This is a genomic window from Paracoccus litorisediminis (genome assembly GCF_009711205.1).
In the GTDB taxonomy this organism is placed as follows: domain Bacteria; phylum Pseudomonadota; class Alphaproteobacteria; order Rhodobacterales; family Rhodobacteraceae; genus Paracoccus; species Paracoccus litorisediminis.
In genome coordinates this window covers 26388-43298 of record NZ_WMIG01000001.1, presented here as the reverse complement: position 1 = coordinate 43298, position 16911 = coordinate 26388, and the positions used below count along the sequence as shown (strand labels likewise).

At 58.6% G+C, this 16911-nt stretch carries 25 protein-coding genes; 10 read left to right on the top strand and 15 right to left on the bottom strand.

All coding sequences use genetic code 11. The annotated features are described in order from the left end of the window. The first annotated feature begins 46 nt into the window (after nucleotides 1-46). Complete coding sequence (locus GL300_RS00230) at nucleotides 47-643, top strand: hypothetical protein (protein ID WP_155037581.1); 597 nt, start codon at nucleotides 47-49, stop codon at nucleotides 641-643. Here GL300_RS00230 and GL300_RS00225 read toward each other — a convergent pair. Both GL300_RS00225 and GL300_RS00220 read right to left on the bottom strand, forming a co-directional pair. Beyond that, entirely contained in the window at nucleotides 619-828 is a 210-nt protein-coding gene (locus GL300_RS00225; protein WP_155037580.1) for a hypothetical protein, read from the bottom strand. The genes GL300_RS00230 and GL300_RS00225 overlap by 25 nt on opposite strands. Nucleotides 829-933: 105 nt before the next feature. After that, nucleotides 934-1188 carry a hypothetical protein gene (locus GL300_RS00220; protein WP_155037579.1) on the bottom strand — a complete coding sequence of 85 codons (255 nt, stop codon included), beginning with the start codon at nucleotides 1186-1188 and terminating at the stop codon, nucleotides 934-936. 457 nt (nucleotides 1189-1645) lie between these two features. Between GL300_RS00220 and GL300_RS00215 the strand changes: the two genes are divergently transcribed. From GL300_RS00215 to GL300_RS00200, 5 genes are read left to right on the top strand one after another with little or no spacing between them, the layout of a single operon-like run. Beyond that, nucleotides 1646-1909, top strand: a complete 264-nt coding sequence (locus GL300_RS00215; RefSeq protein ID WP_155037578.1) for a spike base protein, RCAP_Rcc01079 family — start codon at nucleotides 1646-1648, stop codon at nucleotides 1907-1909. Beyond that, nucleotides 1909-2808: a glycine-rich domain-containing protein gene (locus tag GL300_RS00210; protein ID WP_155037577.1), complete on the top strand. Its 900-nt coding sequence runs from the start codon at nucleotides 1909-1911 to the stop codon at nucleotides 2806-2808. Before GL300_RS00215 ends, GL300_RS00210 begins: the two co-directional genes overlap by 1 nt. Further along, entirely contained in the window at nucleotides 2805-2987 is a 183-nt protein-coding gene (locus GL300_RS26110; protein ID WP_170297580.1) for a hypothetical protein, read from the top strand. The genes GL300_RS00210 and GL300_RS26110 overlap by 4 nt, the downstream gene beginning before the upstream one ends. Before the next feature lie 49 nt (nucleotides 2988-3036). Beyond that, a complete protein-coding gene (locus GL300_RS00205; protein ID WP_170297579.1) occupies nucleotides 3037-3777 on the top strand; it encodes a peptidoglycan recognition protein family protein in 741 nt (246 codons plus the stop codon). A 2-nt stretch (nucleotides 3778-3779) separates the two neighbouring features. Beyond that, nucleotides 3780-4316, top strand: a complete 537-nt coding sequence (locus GL300_RS00200; protein ID WP_246195049.1) for a hypothetical protein — start codon at nucleotides 3780-3782, stop codon at nucleotides 4314-4316. A 323-nt stretch (nucleotides 4317-4639) separates the two neighbouring features. Here the strand turns inward: GL300_RS00200 and GL300_RS00195 are convergent, their stop codons facing one another. The 7 genes from GL300_RS00195 to GL300_RS00170 form a co-directional block, all read right to left on the bottom strand. Then, complete coding sequence (locus tag GL300_RS00195; protein ID WP_155037575.1) at nucleotides 4640-4882, bottom strand: hypothetical protein; 243 nt, start codon at nucleotides 4880-4882, stop codon at nucleotides 4640-4642. Between the two features lie 439 nt (nucleotides 4883-5321). Next, nucleotides 5322-5678, bottom strand: coding sequence for a hypothetical protein (locus GL300_RS00190; protein WP_155037574.1), 357 nt, complete (start codon nucleotides 5676-5678; stop codon nucleotides 5322-5324). Between the two features lie 362 nt (nucleotides 5679-6040). Then, complete coding sequence (locus GL300_RS00185; RefSeq protein ID WP_155037573.1) at nucleotides 6041-6334, bottom strand: addiction module antidote protein; 294 nt, start codon at nucleotides 6332-6334, stop codon at nucleotides 6041-6043. 49 nt (nucleotides 6335-6383) lie between these two features. After that, nucleotides 6384-6554, bottom strand: a complete 171-nt coding sequence (locus GL300_RS00180) for a hypothetical protein (RefSeq protein ID WP_155037572.1) — start codon at nucleotides 6552-6554, stop codon at nucleotides 6384-6386. Nucleotides 6555-7592: 1038 nt separating this feature from the next. Next, nucleotides 7593-7910 (bottom strand): Arc family DNA-binding protein, encoded by a 318-nt coding sequence (locus GL300_RS00175; protein WP_281353084.1) that lies wholly within the window; start codon nucleotides 7908-7910, stop codon nucleotides 7593-7595. An 8-nt stretch (nucleotides 7911-7918) separates the two neighbouring features. Continuing rightward, nucleotides 7919-8317: a hypothetical protein gene (locus tag GL300_RS26105; RefSeq protein WP_170297576.1), complete on the bottom strand. Its 399-nt coding sequence runs from the start codon at nucleotides 8315-8317 to the stop codon at nucleotides 7919-7921. A 417-nt stretch (nucleotides 8318-8734) separates the two neighbouring features. Continuing rightward, entirely contained in the window at nucleotides 8735-9067 is a 333-nt protein-coding gene (locus GL300_RS00170) for an ArsR/SmtB family transcription factor (RefSeq protein WP_155037570.1), read from the bottom strand. Between GL300_RS00170 and GL300_RS00165 the strand changes: the two genes are divergently transcribed. The 4 genes from GL300_RS00165 (at nucleotide 9053) to GL300_RS00150 (ending at nucleotide 12507) form a co-directional block, all read left to right on the top strand. Beyond that, a complete protein-coding gene (locus GL300_RS00165) occupies nucleotides 9053-9631 on the top strand; it encodes a DUF6428 family protein (protein ID WP_211594955.1) in 579 nt (192 codons plus the stop codon). The genes GL300_RS00170 and GL300_RS00165 overlap by 15 nt on opposite strands. 5 nt (nucleotides 9632-9636) lie before the next feature. Further along, nucleotides 9637-10173 carry an arsenate reductase ArsC gene (locus GL300_RS00160; RefSeq protein WP_155037568.1) on the top strand — a complete coding sequence of 179 codons (537 nt, stop codon included), beginning with the start codon at nucleotides 9637-9639 and terminating at the stop codon, nucleotides 10171-10173. 64 nt (nucleotides 10174-10237) lie between these two features. Further along, complete coding sequence (gene arsB, locus GL300_RS00155) at nucleotides 10238-11320, top strand: ACR3 family arsenite efflux transporter (protein WP_155037567.1); 1083 nt, start codon at nucleotides 10238-10240, stop codon at nucleotides 11318-11320. A 35-nt stretch (nucleotides 11321-11355) separates the two neighbouring features. Continuing rightward, entirely contained in the window at nucleotides 11356-12507 is a 1152-nt protein-coding gene (locus GL300_RS00150) for an MFS transporter (protein WP_343042865.1), read from the top strand. 480 nt (nucleotides 12508-12987) lie between these two features. Here the strand turns inward: GL300_RS00150 and GL300_RS00145 are convergent, their stop codons facing one another. The 6 genes from GL300_RS00145 to GL300_RS00120 all read right to left on the bottom strand — a co-directional run bounded on the left by GL300_RS00145 (nucleotide 12988) and on the right by GL300_RS00120 (nucleotide 16889). Further along, nucleotides 12988-13170, bottom strand: a complete 183-nt coding sequence (locus GL300_RS00145; protein ID WP_155037566.1) for a hypothetical protein — start codon at nucleotides 13168-13170, stop codon at nucleotides 12988-12990. A gap of 144 nt (nucleotides 13171-13314) precedes the next feature. Then, on the bottom strand, nucleotides 13315-13566 hold the full coding sequence (locus tag GL300_RS00140) for a hypothetical protein (protein ID WP_155037565.1): 252 nt from the start codon (nucleotides 13564-13566) through the stop codon (nucleotides 13315-13317). A gap of 61 nt (nucleotides 13567-13627) precedes the next feature. Continuing rightward, the gene (locus GL300_RS00135) at nucleotides 13628-13903 is read right to left on the bottom strand and encodes a hypothetical protein (protein WP_155037564.1); all 276 of its coding nucleotides are present in this window, start codon (nucleotides 13901-13903) and stop codon (nucleotides 13628-13630) included. A 402-nt stretch (nucleotides 13904-14305) separates the two neighbouring features. Next, the gene (locus tag GL300_RS00130; protein WP_155037563.1) at nucleotides 14306-14626 is read right to left on the bottom strand and encodes a hypothetical protein; all 321 of its coding nucleotides are present in this window, start codon (nucleotides 14624-14626) and stop codon (nucleotides 14306-14308) included. A gap of 472 nt (nucleotides 14627-15098) precedes the next feature. After that, nucleotides 15099-15431: a tyrosine-type recombinase/integrase gene (locus GL300_RS00125; protein WP_155037562.1), complete on the bottom strand. Its 333-nt coding sequence runs from the start codon at nucleotides 15429-15431 to the stop codon at nucleotides 15099-15101. 261 nt (nucleotides 15432-15692) lie between these two features. After that, nucleotides 15693-16889, bottom strand: coding sequence for a calcium-binding protein (locus GL300_RS00120; RefSeq protein WP_155037561.1), 1197 nt, complete (start codon nucleotides 16887-16889; stop codon nucleotides 15693-15695). Between the last annotated feature and the right edge of the window lie 22 nt (nucleotides 16890-16911).

Genomic DNA, 16911 nt, shown 5'->3' with positions numbered 1-16911 from the left:
AATTCCGTTCGACGGTTCTTCCTGATCATTTTCGCGTGGAGACGCCATGACGCAGACCATCGAGAGCAAGGGACAGCGCATCATTCCGACCCTCGGCTTCTTTCTGGACCGCCTTTGGGTCTGGCTCACTGGCATTGCCTTCTGGCTGGTCGGCGCAGTGCTGCTGGCGGTCTTCACGCCCTTTTGGGACAATGCGCGGGCGGTCTGGTCCAGCCCGGCTATGCTGACTGCGCTGCAGAAGGATGTGCTTGCTTTGCGCACTGAATTGGCGGCCGCGACGGGTGACAACCGGGTCATTCGCCAGCCGCCCGGTCTGAGCTATGTCACCGAGCCGGTGCGTATGGGTGAGCCGGTAATCCTCAACCTGGTGATCGAACGCACGGAACTGGGCGCGCAATGTCATTTCATCTCGGGGCAGTCGCTGTTCACCGAGGCGGGTGGGGTGATCACCCCGGGCTCAGAAATCCAGCCGTCGCGCCAGATCAGCGAAGAACAGACCCGGTTGCGGGTCAAGCTGATCCCGCCCGACACGCTGCGGCCGGGCAGGATCGAACTCTACATCGCGTTGGAATATGACTGCGACGGTCGCAAAGTCTACGACCGCACCGACGTCGTGACTTATTCGCTCTTGCCGAAGGGCTGATCAACTTCGCGGGTGAGGCGCTCCAGCTCGGCAATGCTGGCATCATACTTGCCAGCGGCCTTCGGATGCAGATCGCGTTGCTGACGATAAAAGCCCAACCAACTGGACAGATCTTCGAGTGGATAGGTGCCTGACCAATGGGTGCCGGTCAGTGTGAATGCGGTGTCATCATATGTTGCCTTCATAGGGCATTGTGCCCTCCGCCGTCCCCAGCATCAACCCCAGTCCGCCCCGCCATCCTCCTGGGGTTGTGTCATACCGGATCAAATGACGGGAATTGCCATTCGGCCTTACCAATTCGCAAAGCGCTTATGAACATCCTGAGTTTCGGGCTTTATGGGGATCAACCGACGTGTTCCGTCTTCGTTTGAAAGGATCACGATCGTGCAGGTCGTGTGTTGCTTGATCGCTTCGAGATGCCACGGCGGACTGTGATAGAACGCGGTAATGCCGGTCAGCGCGTCAGTGAGAACTGCGGTCTTCCTCATGAACTTCACTCCGAGAGTATTTATCTCGCCGCGAAGGCAGGAGGCCAGTTTAGCCATCTTGCCTTTCAGAAAAATTCAAACACCGGTGACGCAAAAGGGTTCCGACAATGGTGCCGACCGCTACAAATTGGGCCTGAAAATGATGGAGGGTTGCCCGTTAAAGCCCGCGACACTGGTTATCCCGCGTGCATCTACGCAGCTAGAAATGAAGGAAGCATGAGGCGAATGCTTTAGGATGATCGGCTGGAAAGCGGGCAACGTTCTCAAAATGAGAAGCCATTTTCTTTCCTACCCGCTGCCTCGCCTCGCCTTCGGAAGGACTATGTCGGGGGGTGGACCGGCTAGGAACACCCCCCGCCCTACGTACACGCCCCGTTACTGCCGGAAGAGGCGTGTCGCCGGTCGGGCTGACGTAACTCGAGCCCCATCCCGACTCTAGGGATCGGTAAACCGAGATCCAATCCAAATGTTCCCGCTCACCCGCCAGCGTGCGGGGCTTTTTCATGGAGAACCCATGCCTGCAAACCGCTTCAGTGCCTTCACCCATGGCACCAACGCCCCGGCACTCGGCGCCTGTGCCGTGACCCCCAGCGATAGCGCCGACCTGGCCGAAGCCATCCGCGCCGTGACGATCAATGTCGGCGGCACGCTGTCATTCATCGGTCTGGACGGCGTGATCTACACCACTGCGGCGCTGCCCGCTGGCACCTATGCCATGAGTGCCGCCCGCATCCGCGCCACCGGCACCACGGCGACCGGTATTACGGGCTGGGTCTGATGTTTGTCGGGCTCGGACTGGGGCTGGGGGTCACACCGCCCGGGATGACCGCGAAGGCGCTCCCCACCATCACGGTCAGCGGCGGCCTTATCACATCCTTCTCTCGGGACGGCGTCGCCTACAATCAGATCACGTTCCACCAATCGGGGTCATGGCTGGTTGAGGGCGTCGCCGCCCTTGCGGCCGAGATCGGCTGGAAGCGGGCTCTGGGCGCCGGGGCCGCCACCGGCGCCCGCAGCACCAACTCGATCTATCTGCCCGGACCGGGCGGGGCAGGCGGGTTGATTGATGATGACCCGATCGGGCCTCTTGTCGACGGAACCTATACCGTCGAAATCGGCGCTGGTGGGCCGGCGATTACCACCGCCGTCAACATCGCCAATCAGGGCTCAGACAGCACCCTGTCGCATCCCGGTGGCCTTGTCGAAACGGCGACAGGCGGTGGATATGGCGCCATCTCCGGGTCTTATGCCAACGCTGGTCCGGGCGGGTCTGGGGGCGGCGCACGGGCTCAGACCAACGCGACGGGGACCAATACGAATTTCGGCACTGGGGTTGATGGGCAGGGGTATCGCGGCGGCACGGCGAATAGCAGCTCCACCGCGGGAAATGCCGCATCGGGAGGGTCCGGTGGTGCGGGAGGTCCGGGCGGAAACGCCGCGGCCGGGGTGGCCGGGGCCGCCGGTCCGGGCGTCGAGCTGGACTGGCTGGCGGTTCCAACCATCGTCTGCGCTGGTGAGCGTGGCATCTTGCTCTCGGAATCCGGCATCGCCTCTGAGGACAAGACTCTCGGCTCAGGCTCAAGGGGCGCGCTGAGCGCCAATGTCGGCAAGGCAGGTGACGGGTTCCTGTTTGTTCGGGTTCGCGCCGACCAGGTCACGGTGAGGATGGCCGCATGATCTATGTCGCGCACATTCAATTCGGGATCGTGGCGCAGGTCACCGTCGAGCCGGATGATTGCCCGCCCGCACCAGATCACGTCGTCATCGGTTCCGACAATATCGTCGGGGTCGGCTGGACATGGGACGGCAGCGTGTTCGCACCGCCGAACCCACCCCCCGACGAATTCTCCGAATAACCCTATCCGGCCCGCCTCGTGCGGGCCTTTTCATTTTCAGAGGACTGGAATGGAACGGATCATCATGCACTGGTCCGCGGGCACGCATGCCGTGTCGGCCCTGGACCGCCAGCATTATCACTATGTCATCGACGGCTCCGGCATTGTCGTCGAAGGCGACCACGCCCCCGAGGACAATCTCGGTCCGTTGGTGTCGGGGCGCTATGCGGCGCACACCCTCAACTGCAACACCGGTTCGATCGGGATCGCGCTGGCTGGCATGGCCCGCGCCGTCGAGGCCCCGTTCTCCTCAGGGCCATGGCCGATCACCGAAGCGCAGCTGGCCGCACTGGCGCAGCTCTGCGCCGGGCTGTGCCGCCGCCACCAAATCCCGGTCAAGCGCGAGACGGTGCTGTCGCATGCCGAAGTCCAGCCGACGCTGAAGATCGCGCAGCGGGGCAAATGGGACATCGCCTGGCTGCCCGGCATGACCAAGCCCGGCAATCCCGTCGAGGTCGGCGACAAGATCCGGGCGCGGATCCGCGAGGCGATGGGGGTGGTCGTGCCCTCGGGGCGGTTGAGTCCGGCGCCAGACATTCCGCCGACCCTGCAGCGCGGCGATGTCGGCGAGCCGGTGCGCCGGGCTCAAGCCCTCCTGGCCGCCAAGGGCTTCAACCCCGGACAGATCGACGGCGATTTCGGCCCGAAGACCCGCGCCGCCGCGGTCGCATTCCAGCGCGCTTTCCGGTTGCGCGAGACCGGCAACATCGATGCGGCGACCTGGGCCGCCCTGCTTCTGAAAGGAAACTGACCATGACGCTTTTCTTCCTGCTGGCCCTTGTGGCCCTTGCGGCTATCGCACTGTTTCTTTGGACCATCCGCGAGCCTCGCGTCTGGCCGCTAGCCTTGGTGATGGTCACCGTGGTGGCGATGCCCTTGAAGGCCTCGGCCGCTACACTCGACACCTTCCTGACCGCGGCGGCGCCCGGCCTGCTCGACCTGATCGGGCTTGTGATCGCTGCCATCATCGCATGGGGGACCAAGAAGGCGCGTGAGAAGTGGGGGATCGAGATCGAGGCCAGATATCGCGAGGCGCTGCAATCCGCATTGATGACCGGCGCGCGGTTGGCACTGGCCCGTCAGCTGACCGGTTCGGCGGCGATCCAGATCATCCTTGATCATGTGCGCGATGTCGGCGCTCCGGATGCCGTCAGGCACTTCGACCTCGATGCCGGAGCTCTGACAAACTTGGCCGAGGCAAAACTCGAGCAGGCCGCGACCGAAAAGGTGAAGGGAAACATTGATGAGTTGTTGAAAGCGATTGATCGCCGCGTCCCACGCTACGGCTGATCGCTAAGGAAATCATCTTGCCACGGGAAGCAGGGAATAATTGCCTGATGGTAGTACGTTCTCATTTTTAGCTTGGCGAAATTGCTGAACAGCTGCATCATAACTCTGCCGAAGCATGGCAATGGGAGAAGGTGACTCTGGTCGCCGAAGGGTCGGTCTCTGCGGGATCGACCCTTTCTTTCCCACAGTCGTTTTATTTTGATTCGGGCACGTCGTGCCGGGCTGAAGCGGCTCTCGCTGAAGATTTAATGCCCAGCTTGAGCACGTGTAAAGTGCTGGTATGACGAACCCGCCCCGGCTGTCCCAAGGCGGGTTTTTACTCTTCAGGCCACACGAGCCACATCGTTCGAGTCTGGACGCTTCCTGTCCAAAATCTCGCACATCAGCATGTCGCTGATGAAAATCAGCCAGTTTTCTAGGCCGAAGCGGGGGTTGAATTGCTCCAAATGATCGATAGCCCATGTCAACGCGCGGGCGACCAGATCTTCGGCAGCATCATCATCAAGTCCCAGGATTTTAACCCGGTCGAGTAGTTCTGGTACGCATTCGATTATGGTTTTCTGCATCTTTCCCCCTTAATTCTTGAGGGGAGCGTTGCGCGGAGCAGGCGCGATTCGAGAAGTCCAGTTCGGCAGTTTTAATCGGCATTGCGACCTCCAAGGTGGGGTCTCAAGAGATAGCTCGCAGCCGCCCGGATACGGGCGCTGCCGTCATCTCTTGGGAGTATACCCCATTTCCTTGGAGCGGCCTCAAACAAATGTGTGGTTAGACACGCGGAACAGAATTGGTGAGATCCGCATGCCCGATGCGTTCACCGACAACCTGTCAACTTCCAGGAAAAATCCGCCCACCTATCGTATAGTAAACGATGCGGCGGCCATGGGACGCGCGCTTTCGACTCGCTGTGACTGCGACGATCCATACATCAGGTGGGGGCCGAAGCGGTTCTGGCGCTGCACAATGGCGAGATAGAACCGGAAGTCGCGCGCGACGCATATTGGTCAGTTAACCATCGCCAAGCGCGCAATACCGGATGCTCCAATATTCTTGGTGTCGCGCTTTTACGCGTTTCGCTTCGTCGCGGCGATCAGTTTCCCGTTGAAAGGCTGGATCCACAATAGCAATTGGTATGGCCGTATAGCTAAGGACAGGCGAAACAACGGAAGAAGCTGGGGCAACTTCAGCGTGTGATAGGTGCGCACTATCCCCGATACCCCCTTCCTTGCGCATCCGTTGGGCTGCAAGCGCATCACAGTCTTTTTCGGTCAGGTTGTCGTATACATTGCGATGACGTGTTGAGCCGCTGTCAACGTGCCTATGCGCGCTATCGGCAGCCTTCCATTTAAATGTTTTGTGTTCCATTTTCGGATCCTTCCAAATCGGCCATGTAGTGTCCTAGTGGATATGGGTCTTTTGAGACAAACTGCATCTGGGCAGCTTTTCCTCAGCCTGCACGACCTGGAAATTGCTCAAGATTATATTTTGTCACTTTGGGTGGCGTGGAGATTTATAGGATCTTTGATGAGTATCCGCGTCTGGCAGAAGGTGTTGTGAATCGAGTGTGCCAAGCTGCGCCCGCAGAAACTGAATCGCATTGCGATTGCGTCGCGGGCGCGGATTGGCGAGAGGTCGGCGTGTGGCCCAAGGGGGTCGGGGCGGTGTCCAGTAATGCGATGTCCTATTTGCCCCGCTGTGCGCACACATCCGCGATGTAAAAGACGAGATCATTCCGGCGGAATCGCGGAAGCCTCAAGGCGGATGTTCAGCGCCTTGGTCACGCCCAGCAGAGTAGAAAGTTTCGGGTTCCCCGTCGCGGAAAGCACTCTGTAGAGTGCCTCCCGGCTCAGGCCGGCGTCACGTGCCACCTGAGAGACGCCACGAGCGCGAACGATTTCGCCGAGGGTTTGGGCGATGAAGCCTGCATCCCCAGTTTGCAAAGCGTCACGCAGGAGAACGGCATGAGCTTCCGGGTCGCCCAGACACTTGGCCGCGGCGGAAGGGGTGGTATCAATAGTCATAGCCGCTCTCCTGCGCCATCTTCGACATCAATATCGGTATGGCACAGTTCTATATATCACCGGAACTGTCTGCTTCGAGCGGATGCTGCTCAGAATCAATGCGCGCAACCAGTTCCTGGAACATTTCTTCGACCTCATCGTCACTAAGGTCACTAACAGCGCGAGCATCCGTTACGCCTCGGTCGGCGTTTTGGGAGCTAAGCTTTTCATTATTCGACATAGCGGCCTCCTTCGCACCAGCTAACGGATTCTGATGAGAAGCTAAAATCATATCATAAAGTATGTAAAAATGGGACTTCGGTCAGGGCGGGCGTGAGCTTCAGGTGTTTTTGACATGTCAGAAACCTTGCCAACAGTCTTTACGCCGAGCCTGACCTTTTCGACAAGTAGCTGAATGAGCTCCACGGCCGCATGATGTTTCTGCCGAAGCATGGCCAAGAGGGATGGCGACTTAGTTCGCCGGAAGGGTCGGTCTGGAGAGAGGGCCGACCCTTTTCCTTTTCAGAGATAGCACCGGTTTTGACGGCAGACCCTGGCGCCAATGTTCTGATCGTCAAGCGAGGCAGAAGTCAGACACCAAGACATACAGAAGGCTAAAGGTACCGCGTGCTCGATTCCTTTCGAGCTCGATATGTCGGGCGTATTTTGATTTAGCCCCATACACCCCCAGGCGGCAGCATTTGATCTTGGCAGGAATCACGCATTCTGAAATCCTACCTCTACCCGCCGGGCACGGGGGAGAAGGAACGCCTTCTAGAATTACCAGCCTATTCGGCCAGCCTCTTACCTAACGCTCTGTTTCCATTTTGACTGAGTATTTGAAGGGGAATTCAATGTTCCGACGACTTGGACGTGTCGCACTGTTCGTCTGCGCGATCAGCACCCCTCGGCACCAGAGCCACAATCTCCTATCAGGTATCACATTGCAGTAGCCTACAAATCGCAACCGGGGCGTAGGATGACGGGCCATTACTGGACGCACATTTTCACTTGGCACGGTCGAGCCGACGATTGGACGATTTCACGTGATGGATTGGTTGTAGGGCGAATTCTTTGCGACACAGTCCAGAACCCGTATCGCCAGGTGTGGCGTTGGTCGATCATCACGACCCCAACCGCTAACGGCTATGCTGAGACGTACGGATCCGCGCTAGAGGAGATCAGGTCAAGGGCGACGCATGAGTGGTCGCACAACCCGGATCCGTGGACAGCGCGGGACTGATGGGGTTCCATCTACACGCGAGGTGTCACGTAGGCGTCAGCCGGTAGGGCTAAGCTGTTTCGCAATGGCTCGTAGTGCTTCAAGGTTTGCTTCAAGACTTGTGATTATTTTGGCGTTTTCAACCGATGGGGGCGATGAACTAAAGCCATCAATCGCCACTTCGATGTTCCGAATGGCGTCACAAACAGCCTCGTCGATGCGTGGCGACGGATACTTCTCCTCCAACGCCGAGACCATCTCGGAATTCATTGACCTATTGTTCGCCTCGGCGGCTACTCTAATCCGGTTCCGCATCCCTTCGGGGAGGCGGAGCATGAAGCGGTCACTTTCTCGGTTAACTTGTGCCCTGGGCATAGGCGTACTCACTTTCCACTGCCGCCGATCCCGATGCATGCTGAGAACATTCCGTCCGCTCTAATTATATCTTTGTGAACAATGCAGGGAAGCCACCTGCCAAAGTCAGGCGGCTTCGAAAGAATAATCCGATAGTCGGATTGACCAGGGCCCTTCAGCCACTCGTTAGCTTCGTTAGCTAACCTCTTTGCCTCCTCCTCTGATGTGGAGAGTAGCACCCTGTCGCTCCATTTGACCACCTGCGCGTACTGCTCATGTTCGGACGCGGCAGGGGCAGGGTACTTCTCTTCAAGTATCTCAATAACCTGAGCATTAATTGACTTATCACCGGCAGCAAGCTTTACCCGCTCATAAAGATCGGACGGGACACGTATCGTGTAACGGCTGTAGCTGTCTTGTCTTGCCATAATCTAAATGATGCACAAATTTAGTGAGAAGCGCAAGAAGAGGCGATCCGAGCTGCCGATTTGTGGCTGTACTCGCGGATGGGATAGAGAACGGGCATCGGATCGTTGGCTTCTTCCGCATAGCTGTCGCCGCATTGCGATCCCGCGCTCTATCTAGCCTGAGACATGGTAAGTGTCGCTAGGAGCCCTTCGCCGACAGACGCGAATCGCGCGACATCTTTCGCGGTTTGCAAGTGCAGCGAGATGAGCGGCCCAATGCGGACCTTCGTAGGCGTCGCAGCGAATACGGCTACAGCGAACCCGGCGCTGTTAAAAGCCGTCGATCAACATAAGCGAATATTTTATACTGCGCTCCCCGAAGCTGACGCTCAGACCGAGTGCAAGGGTCATTCCACGTAGCGCGAACGGAACTTTCGCCTAAATGCTGCCGCAAGCTGGTACCGCTGTATCAGTGCAGGGACCGACCTGACCCGCGCAGCAATCTTCCATCAGGAAGCGGACGAGACCATTCAGTGCGTCGAAATCGATGCTGTAGAGAATGGATCGGCTTTCTCGACGCGAACAGATGAGACCAGCACGCTCCAGTTCCTTGGCGTGAAAGCTGACGTTAGATGCTGAAACCCCGGCCTGTTCTGCGATCACCCCAGCGGCCAAACCTTCGGGACCGGCGACCACGAGCAGGCGCAGGATGCGCAACCTAGTTTCCTGTGACAGCGCTCCGAAGGCAACGAGGGCTTGACGCTCTTCCATATTTCAACAATCCTAAAAGTGTCGAATCAATGGGTATCGCAAATGACGACTCAAGGCAACCTCGGAGCGCAGAATAGCGCGACCGACCCGGATGACATTACCCTCGGCGAGCTTCTCGGGGCGCTCGACAGCGCCGCCGATCTACCGCTGGTGTTCAACTATGATGGGCGGGACGTGAAGCCCGGCTATCATGTCACCGAGGTCAAGGCGGGGCGGTTTGAGGCGCTGGACTGTGGCGCGAACCCGGAAAGCTGGACGGAAATCTTCATCCAGCTTTGGGACGTGAATGAGGATCGCAGCCATATGCCCGCTGGTAAGTTCATGAAGATCATCGGCAAGGTCATCGAGCATGTCGGCCTGGAGCGCGCGGCCAAGCTGACATTCGAGGCCAGCGACGGCATCCGCCCCATACAGCTTCACCGCGCGGCCTTGCCCCAAATCGATGGCGGCGTGATCAGAGTAAAACTCTCCCCCCGTCCATCGAGCTGCAAGCCACGCGACCGTTGGCTTCAAGAACAAACCTGCTGTGCTGGCTCAACTAGCGCCAAGCCTTGCTGTGGATGATTGCCATGACTGACCTCTCCTCTCGGGTATTTAACGTTCTGTTCTTGTGCACTGGTAACTCGGCGCGCTCGATCATCGCTGAAAGCGTCTTGCGGCAGGACGGCGGCGGACGCTTCCGTGCATTCTCGGCTGGTAGTCAGCCGAAGGGTGAAGTTCATCCAACCGCGCTCAAGATACTGGAAAATTTCCATTATCCTACTAGCTATTTGCGTTCGAAAAGCTGGGACGAGTTCGCCGGGCCAGATGCGCCGGTCATGGATTTCGTGTTCACTGTCTGCGACAACGCCGCTGGAGAAACCTGCCCGCTCTGGCCCGGACAGCCGATGACAGCGCATTGGGGACTCGAGGACCCTGCGGGCGCCACCGGCACAGCGCTGGAACGGGAAATGTCGTTCATCGAGACACTGCGCTACATGAAGCTGCGGATTGCAGCTTTTGCGGCGCTGCCAGTGGCATCTCTGGATCGGTTGAGCCTTGCAGCCCAGCTACATGAAATTGGCCGCTCCGAAGGTGCGACCCGGCACCGACCGAACGTGGCGTGAGACCGACGGCCATTCTATCAAACCTATCTTGTAATCCGACTGAAACCCGATCGGAGAGAATGTTATGACCTCCCCCGTGCCGCCCATGCGGCTGTCTTTCCTGGATCGTTGGCTGACGCTTTGGATTTTCGCCGCAATGGCGCTTGGCATTGTTCTTGGCTTGGTTTTTCCCAGCCTGCCGGGCGCGCTGAATGCTCTATCTGTTGGAACCACCAACATTCCTATCGCCATCGGCCTGATCCTGATGATGTATCCGCCGCTGGCAAAGGTGAAATACGAAGAACTGCCCCGCGTCTTCGCGGATCGCCGGGTGCTGGTCCTGTCGCTGATACAGAACTGGATCATAGGTCCGGTGTTGATGTTCACGCTGGCAGTGATCTTCCTGCGTGATCAGCCGGAGTACATGACGGGTCTGATCCTGATTGGTCTGGCGCGCTGCATCGCCATGGTGCTGGTTTGGAATCAACTCGCGCGAGGTGACAGCCAATATGTCGCCGCGCTGGTGGCCTTCAACTCGATATTCCAGATCCTGTTCTTCTCGGTTTACGCGTGGTTATTCCTGTCGGTCCTGCCGCCGCTGTTCGGCTTAGAGGGCAGCGTGATCGACGTGAGTTTCTGGACAATCACCGAGGCCGTTCTGATCTACCTTGGCATCCCCTTCGCAGCGGGATTCCTGACAAGGCGCATTCTGATCGCCCGGAAGGGTGAGGCTTGGTATCAATCGGCGTTTCTTCCGCGTATCAGCCCGATCACACTGGCTGCGCTGCTGTTCACCATTGTCGCCATGTTCAGTCTGAAAGGGGGAGATGTGGTGCGCCTGCCGTTGGATGCCTTCAGGATTGCGGTGCCGCTCGCCCTGTACTTTGTGATCCAGTTCTTAATCAGCTTCGTCATGGGGCGGATGATCGCGGCCGATTATCCCCGCACAACCGCCATTGCCTTCACCGCGGCCGGGAACAACTTCGAATTGGCGATTGCGGTTGCCATTGCGGCGTTCGGCCTCGCCTCTCCCGTGGCCTTTGCCGCCGTGATCGGCCCGCTGGTCGAGGTGCCCGCGCTGATCCTACTTGTCCATGTCGCGTTGCGCCTGGGGGCGAGATGGTTTCCGGACGATACGGCACGGGCTGAGGCTGCACCCGTGAGATGACACCCAAAGCTCTGACGACTTCACGGCGTTGGCCGGTGATTTCTGCCCTTGGCGTGGTCCAGATTTTCGCCTGGGGAAGCTCCTACTACCTTCTGGGTGTCTTCGCGGCCCCCATTGCCGCCGATACAAGCTGGTCGCTTTCGTGGATCGTTGGCGGCCTCTCCCTCGGGCTATTTGTGGCTGGAATTGCCTCACCCCGTTTGGGGGTGGCAATCAGGAAGCACGGCGGAAAACCTATCCTGGCCCTGTCGTCCCTGCTGCTGGCGTCTGGATTGGTGATCCTCGCGACTGCACCAGTGCAGTACGCATTTTTCGCCGGATGGGTTGTAATCGGCCTAGGCATGGGGGCGGGTCTTTATGATGCGGCTTTCGCGACATTGGGTGGCATCTATGGGCGTGAGGCCAGATCGGCGATCACATCGCTGACACTCTGGGGCGGGTTCGCCAGCACGGCGTGCTGGCCGCTCTCAGCGTTCCTGATTGAGAATATTGGCTGGCGGTGGTCCTGCATAGCCTATGCAGCGATCCAGATCGGGGTCTGCTTGCCCCTGATCCTGTTCGTTCTGCCTGGGCAGAAGCAGATCGCAACGACATCGACCGAACCGGAAACGCCACTGCGGCTTTCCCCATCAGAGAATCGCGCGTACCTGATCATCATGGCAATCACGGTGATGGCCGGGCTCGCCGTAACAATCGTTTCCGTCCACCTATTAACCATCCTGCAAACGCGTGGCCTATCAATGGCCGAAGCAGTTTCACTGGGTGCGCTGATTGGCCCCGCTCAGGTTTCTGCGCGCTTGATCGAGATGGCGAGCGGCGGCAGACATCATCCGATTTGGACTCTTGCTGCGGCGGCTGGGCTGTCAGCCTTGGGGCTGATCCTGTTGGCGACGGGACTACCTTTCCTTGGAACTGCCATCTTCATGTACGGTGCCGGGAACGGCATCTTCTCAATCGCAAGGGGTGCGTTGCCGCTGGCGCTTTTCGGAGCCGATCGCTATGCCCCGATCATGGGCAGGATTGCTCGCCCGTCCTTGATGGCGCAAGCCGTCGCACCGACCATTGGTGCTGTCCTGCTCACCACCATCGGAAACGAGTTCACTTTGGCTTTCATTGCATTAGTGGCCATAGTGAACCTTAGCCTCGTCTCGCTTCTTTGGAGGAGCTTGGGGCCGACTATCCGATAGTGGCGAATTTGCTTACAAGAGCTGGCGGTCCGTTACTCGTCGCGAGCCGCCGCTCGTGGTCGCTGTAGCGGACGAGCGGTCTCCACCCAATCGCTGTCCCTTGTTCCACGCGCTGCGAACGTCTGCCTTTCACCCTGTAGGTCGACCTTGCTGTAGTGAAGGTCGTTGGCGCATTGGTCCGGCGAACGGCAGCTTCGTCCGCATTACGCCGCCGTGTTGGCCCGGGCCGCCCTAAATTCAGCCGTCTATCAGCTTCTCCAAATCAGGGTTTCCCCTGAAGCCATCACGCTCATAGGTGCCGATTACATTTTCGCCTGCCGGCGGTGTGGCGCGGGGATGGGTAATGCACCGCGCAAACTTCGTAATGTTTCACCTCACATGAATGCTGTCAGCATCGCATGCGGTACGACGTCGACAAAGCAGCTTTCCGTCACCACAATTGCGCCCGGACGGCAGGCTGCCTGTCCGGGCGTTTTGCATTCATTGGGCATTCGTCGCTTTGTACTCACTAAGGGCTGCCCTGATTTCGTCTAAGTCGTGACGATTTGGCGCACTCATCACTAAATCTCGGAACGGCCCCATTCGGCCATAAGCGCTATCTAGAATAACCTTTCGATGTTCCTGTGGAATGTCGGCCCAGTCCTCGAAGAATTCCCAGTTCATATGCCCTCCGTCGCTATGAAACCCGACTGAACCACCGCTGACGCATTCAAGCAAATCATCCGAAATCCTCATCTGCTCGCCCCTCCCAGAACGCGGATGGCTGGCCCCGGCCACCTCCGTGCCGTGCGGGCCTCCTTCCGAAACTCAAGGTATCCGTGGGATGAGCATGCCCCAGCGAGGGTTCCACTTGGCTCCAGCGTGGAGGTAGGCCCCCCGCCGGCAATGAAGCCATCGAAGGGGGTTGGCAAAACCCAGTTCTCCATCCGCTGCGGGCTTCTTTCCGCCTAGGCCGTCAAAACTGTAACGGACGGTGATTGTGCCGTTCGAAAACACCTCAAGACAGGTCATGTTGGGGGGAATGTCGTCCAGGTCGCGGATCTGTTCGAACTTCAGCATATGATCCTCCTCGCGCTAAACGACCAGCATGGCACGCGCCGCGCGGGCTGGCTTCCGAAATTCACGAGGTCAGTTCGCCCCAGGCCGGGTCCCATATGACCCCCTCATTCAGAAAGACGCCGATGCGCTTCCGGAGGTAGCATGGACTCCCTTGCCACATGCGACCCTCCGCCAAGGCTTCAGAAACCGTTTTGCCATCTTCTGGTGAGATGGGATCCATCCCGTGCCAGCGGATGAACGCTATCGGCTCGAGGCGGGTCGGATGAGCATGCACGTCCAAGTAGTCAACTTCGTCATCGACATCTTGCAGGTCATAAACTCTCTCAAGTGCCGACATATGCGACCCTCCCTCGACACAGCGCCATCATCGCACGCAAGGCATGGGCTGCCAAAGTAAGACGGTATCGCGACTCGCCTTAATCTCGAGGCCGAACATGGCAAAGCCGCCCGACCAGAACGCCGCTGCTGTCACCCAGGATGATTTTCTCGAAGCCGACCCTCGTCGATAGGCCTATCAGATCATGGAGCTTGAGTACGTGCCGCAAGCGATCACCGGCGCCTCAGCCTCGATCGAAGTCCCAAAGTTCGCGGGCCGGCGCCCAAGGGGCCGTGGCGACGAACATCCACTTCGTCCGCATCGGGATATGTGTCTTTTCGTGAAGATGTCGAGTCAGGCGTCGCATGGAGGATGCGGCAGGACCGAAGCATGCCTACCCACGAAATGTGCCAAAACCGGTTTTCAGAAACCTATTCCGATACTTACACGACCTTGCCCCATGGCGCCATAAACCCCGAACCATCCGCTGGAGGTATAGGGATTCGAGATATCTTCTCCGGCCTTGGCCTTCTTCTCGAGGATAAAGCGGATACGTTCACGGCGGTCGCGCCAAGTCGGTTCAGCTTCGATTTGCGCGATGTCCATGCGACTGAAGACGTGGGGATTAAGGCCCATAATCGCGGCCTCCTGGATATGGCCGGGGGTCAACGGTTTGCTATCCGCTAATGCCGTTCCCACCGCAGCAGAGAACACCAACACGACGAGAGAAAGTTTCCTAATCATCCGACGCCTCCGCATCTGATATGGGCTACCATCGATGTGGTCCCTTTGGGGGCTCGATAAAAGCGCAGCTCACCAAGATGAGATCACATAATGTGACGATGCGAACGCTTGGCAGTTTTTTGGAGGCTGCTCGAGTGTTCCCAAATTTCCGGTTTGTTCCGGTCAATACGAGGAGTTTTCGTAGTTTCGGTGGGAACACCAATCGCAGTCGTCACAACTGGTTATGGTGCCTCTAACCTCGTTTACACCGAAGATGTCGGGGGTTCGAGTCCCTCACCGCCCACCATTAATTTCAATAAGTTATTGTGAAATCACGAAACGCTCTAGTGTTCATTGAACCTAACGCGAATCTTCCGAACCACTCAGAATTCCAGCGCCGACGCCGCCGATCGCAGATGCGAAGGGCTGTGTCGCGCATAGACCCGCTTAGTGATTGCCGTGTTCGAGTGGCCGAGAAACTGGCTAACCTCGCTCATCGGGCAACTGTCTCGATCATATGGACGGCGGTGGTGTGGCGCAGCGTGTGCATCCCGACGCCTGTCAGACCAGCGTTGCGCACGGCCCGCGCGAAGCCCTTGCGGATGCTGGCAATCTGACCCTTGGCCCATTCCACCACATAGTCCGACCGAGCACCTTCTTTTGCCTCGGTCAGCACCTCGAACAGCATGTTGTTCATCGGCATGAGCGCGCGGCGCTTTCGCGGCCCATCATGATCAACCCGCAGGTCGATTGCCCGTCGCGTGAAGTTCATCCTGTCCCATGTCAGATCCCGAACGGCACCCTGTCGCGCCACCGTGCCCAGCATCAGCCTGATTTGCCTTGGCTCTTGGGGAAAAAGGGCTTCAGACGCTCCATCCGCGCAGACAGCCAGAAAACGTTGGTCGTGATTTAGGTCTTCTCGCGAGCCTGAATTGCGTCATCTCGGCAAAGTCAGTGGGTCCAGAGCCTTAAGGCCTGCGGTTTATCGTGACCCGCTGCCGCAGCTGCGGCAACAGGTCAGAGAAATGGCCATTCTGTCGTCTCGGTTTAATCCGAGTTTGTGGTGCAGGAATGGCCGGTTTCAATTTCAGATGAAATCGAACACGTCCGACAGCAGGACGGTATCGCCATTGCCAAGGTTCAGCAGCGTGCCATCGGCCGTCTCGCGGGCCGTATAGTTGCGGCCGCCAAGGCTGAGCACATCAAGATCCGTGTCGAAACCATGGACAGTGTCTTGCCCGTCGCCGCGACGGAAGATCAGTTGATCGCGATCGCCGTCACCGTCGGAGCCAGCGCCGATCCACATCTCATCGTTGCCGGTTCCGCCGGTAATGGTGTCGCGGCCTTCATCCGTCACAAGAATGTCATGACCACCGCTGCCGGTCAGCACGTCATGGCCCCAGCGAGTATTGAAGTTCAGCCCGGCCTGGTTTGCCGCAATCTTCGCGCCAGCCGCGCTGACATTGTCGTTCCCGGCATGGGTCCAGCCCAGTTCGAACTGGTAGAATTTCAAAGTGGCCGCGCCGCCGATCTTCGTCGTGGCGGTACCATTGAAGCTGCCGTCGCTACCCACTTGGGAAATCGTCACCGAGACGCCGGGGATGCCGACGGATTCGTTGCCGTCCGCAATGTCGCCGTCCTTGATCCAGATGTTGATCAGGTCATTGCCGGTTCCGCCATAGATCGTGTCATTGCCGGGGTTATGGGTGTTGTTGCCCGTGCCCCAGCGAATGTTCTCATCGCCGGCGCCGCCATAGACGAGGTCATTGCCGATGCCCGAATGGAACAGGTCGTTGCCGCCGCCCATACGGATCGTGTCATTACCCGCACCGCCGTCAACGATGTCATCGAAGCGCGTCGCGACGACGTTGTCATGTCCGCCGCGGGTGTAAAGGGTCAGGCCATGCTCAACCGTGCCGTCATGAGCAGCTTCCAGTTTCGCGTTGCCCGCACGGATCACATCGTTGCCAGCAGTGCCATAAAGGCGCTCGATGCCGGTAAAGCTCAGCTTGTTGTTGCCGATCGTGGCGATGCCATCTTCGGTCGTGGAGAAGGTGATATTCGCCCCTATCGAACCCTCAAGCTCCAGCCGGTCGCCGCCGGGATTGTAGGGCGTGTAGGGGTTGGCGTCGTAGTTTTCGCTCGTGTCGCCACCGTGGATCGTGTCGTTCCCGATGCCGCTTTGCCAATAGAAGGTGTCGGCCCCACCCAGACCCGAGATCACGTCATTCGTGGCTGCGCCACGCAGCGTATTGCTGCTGTTCGTTCCGTTGATAACTGCCATGCTGCACTCCGGTCATGCTGAT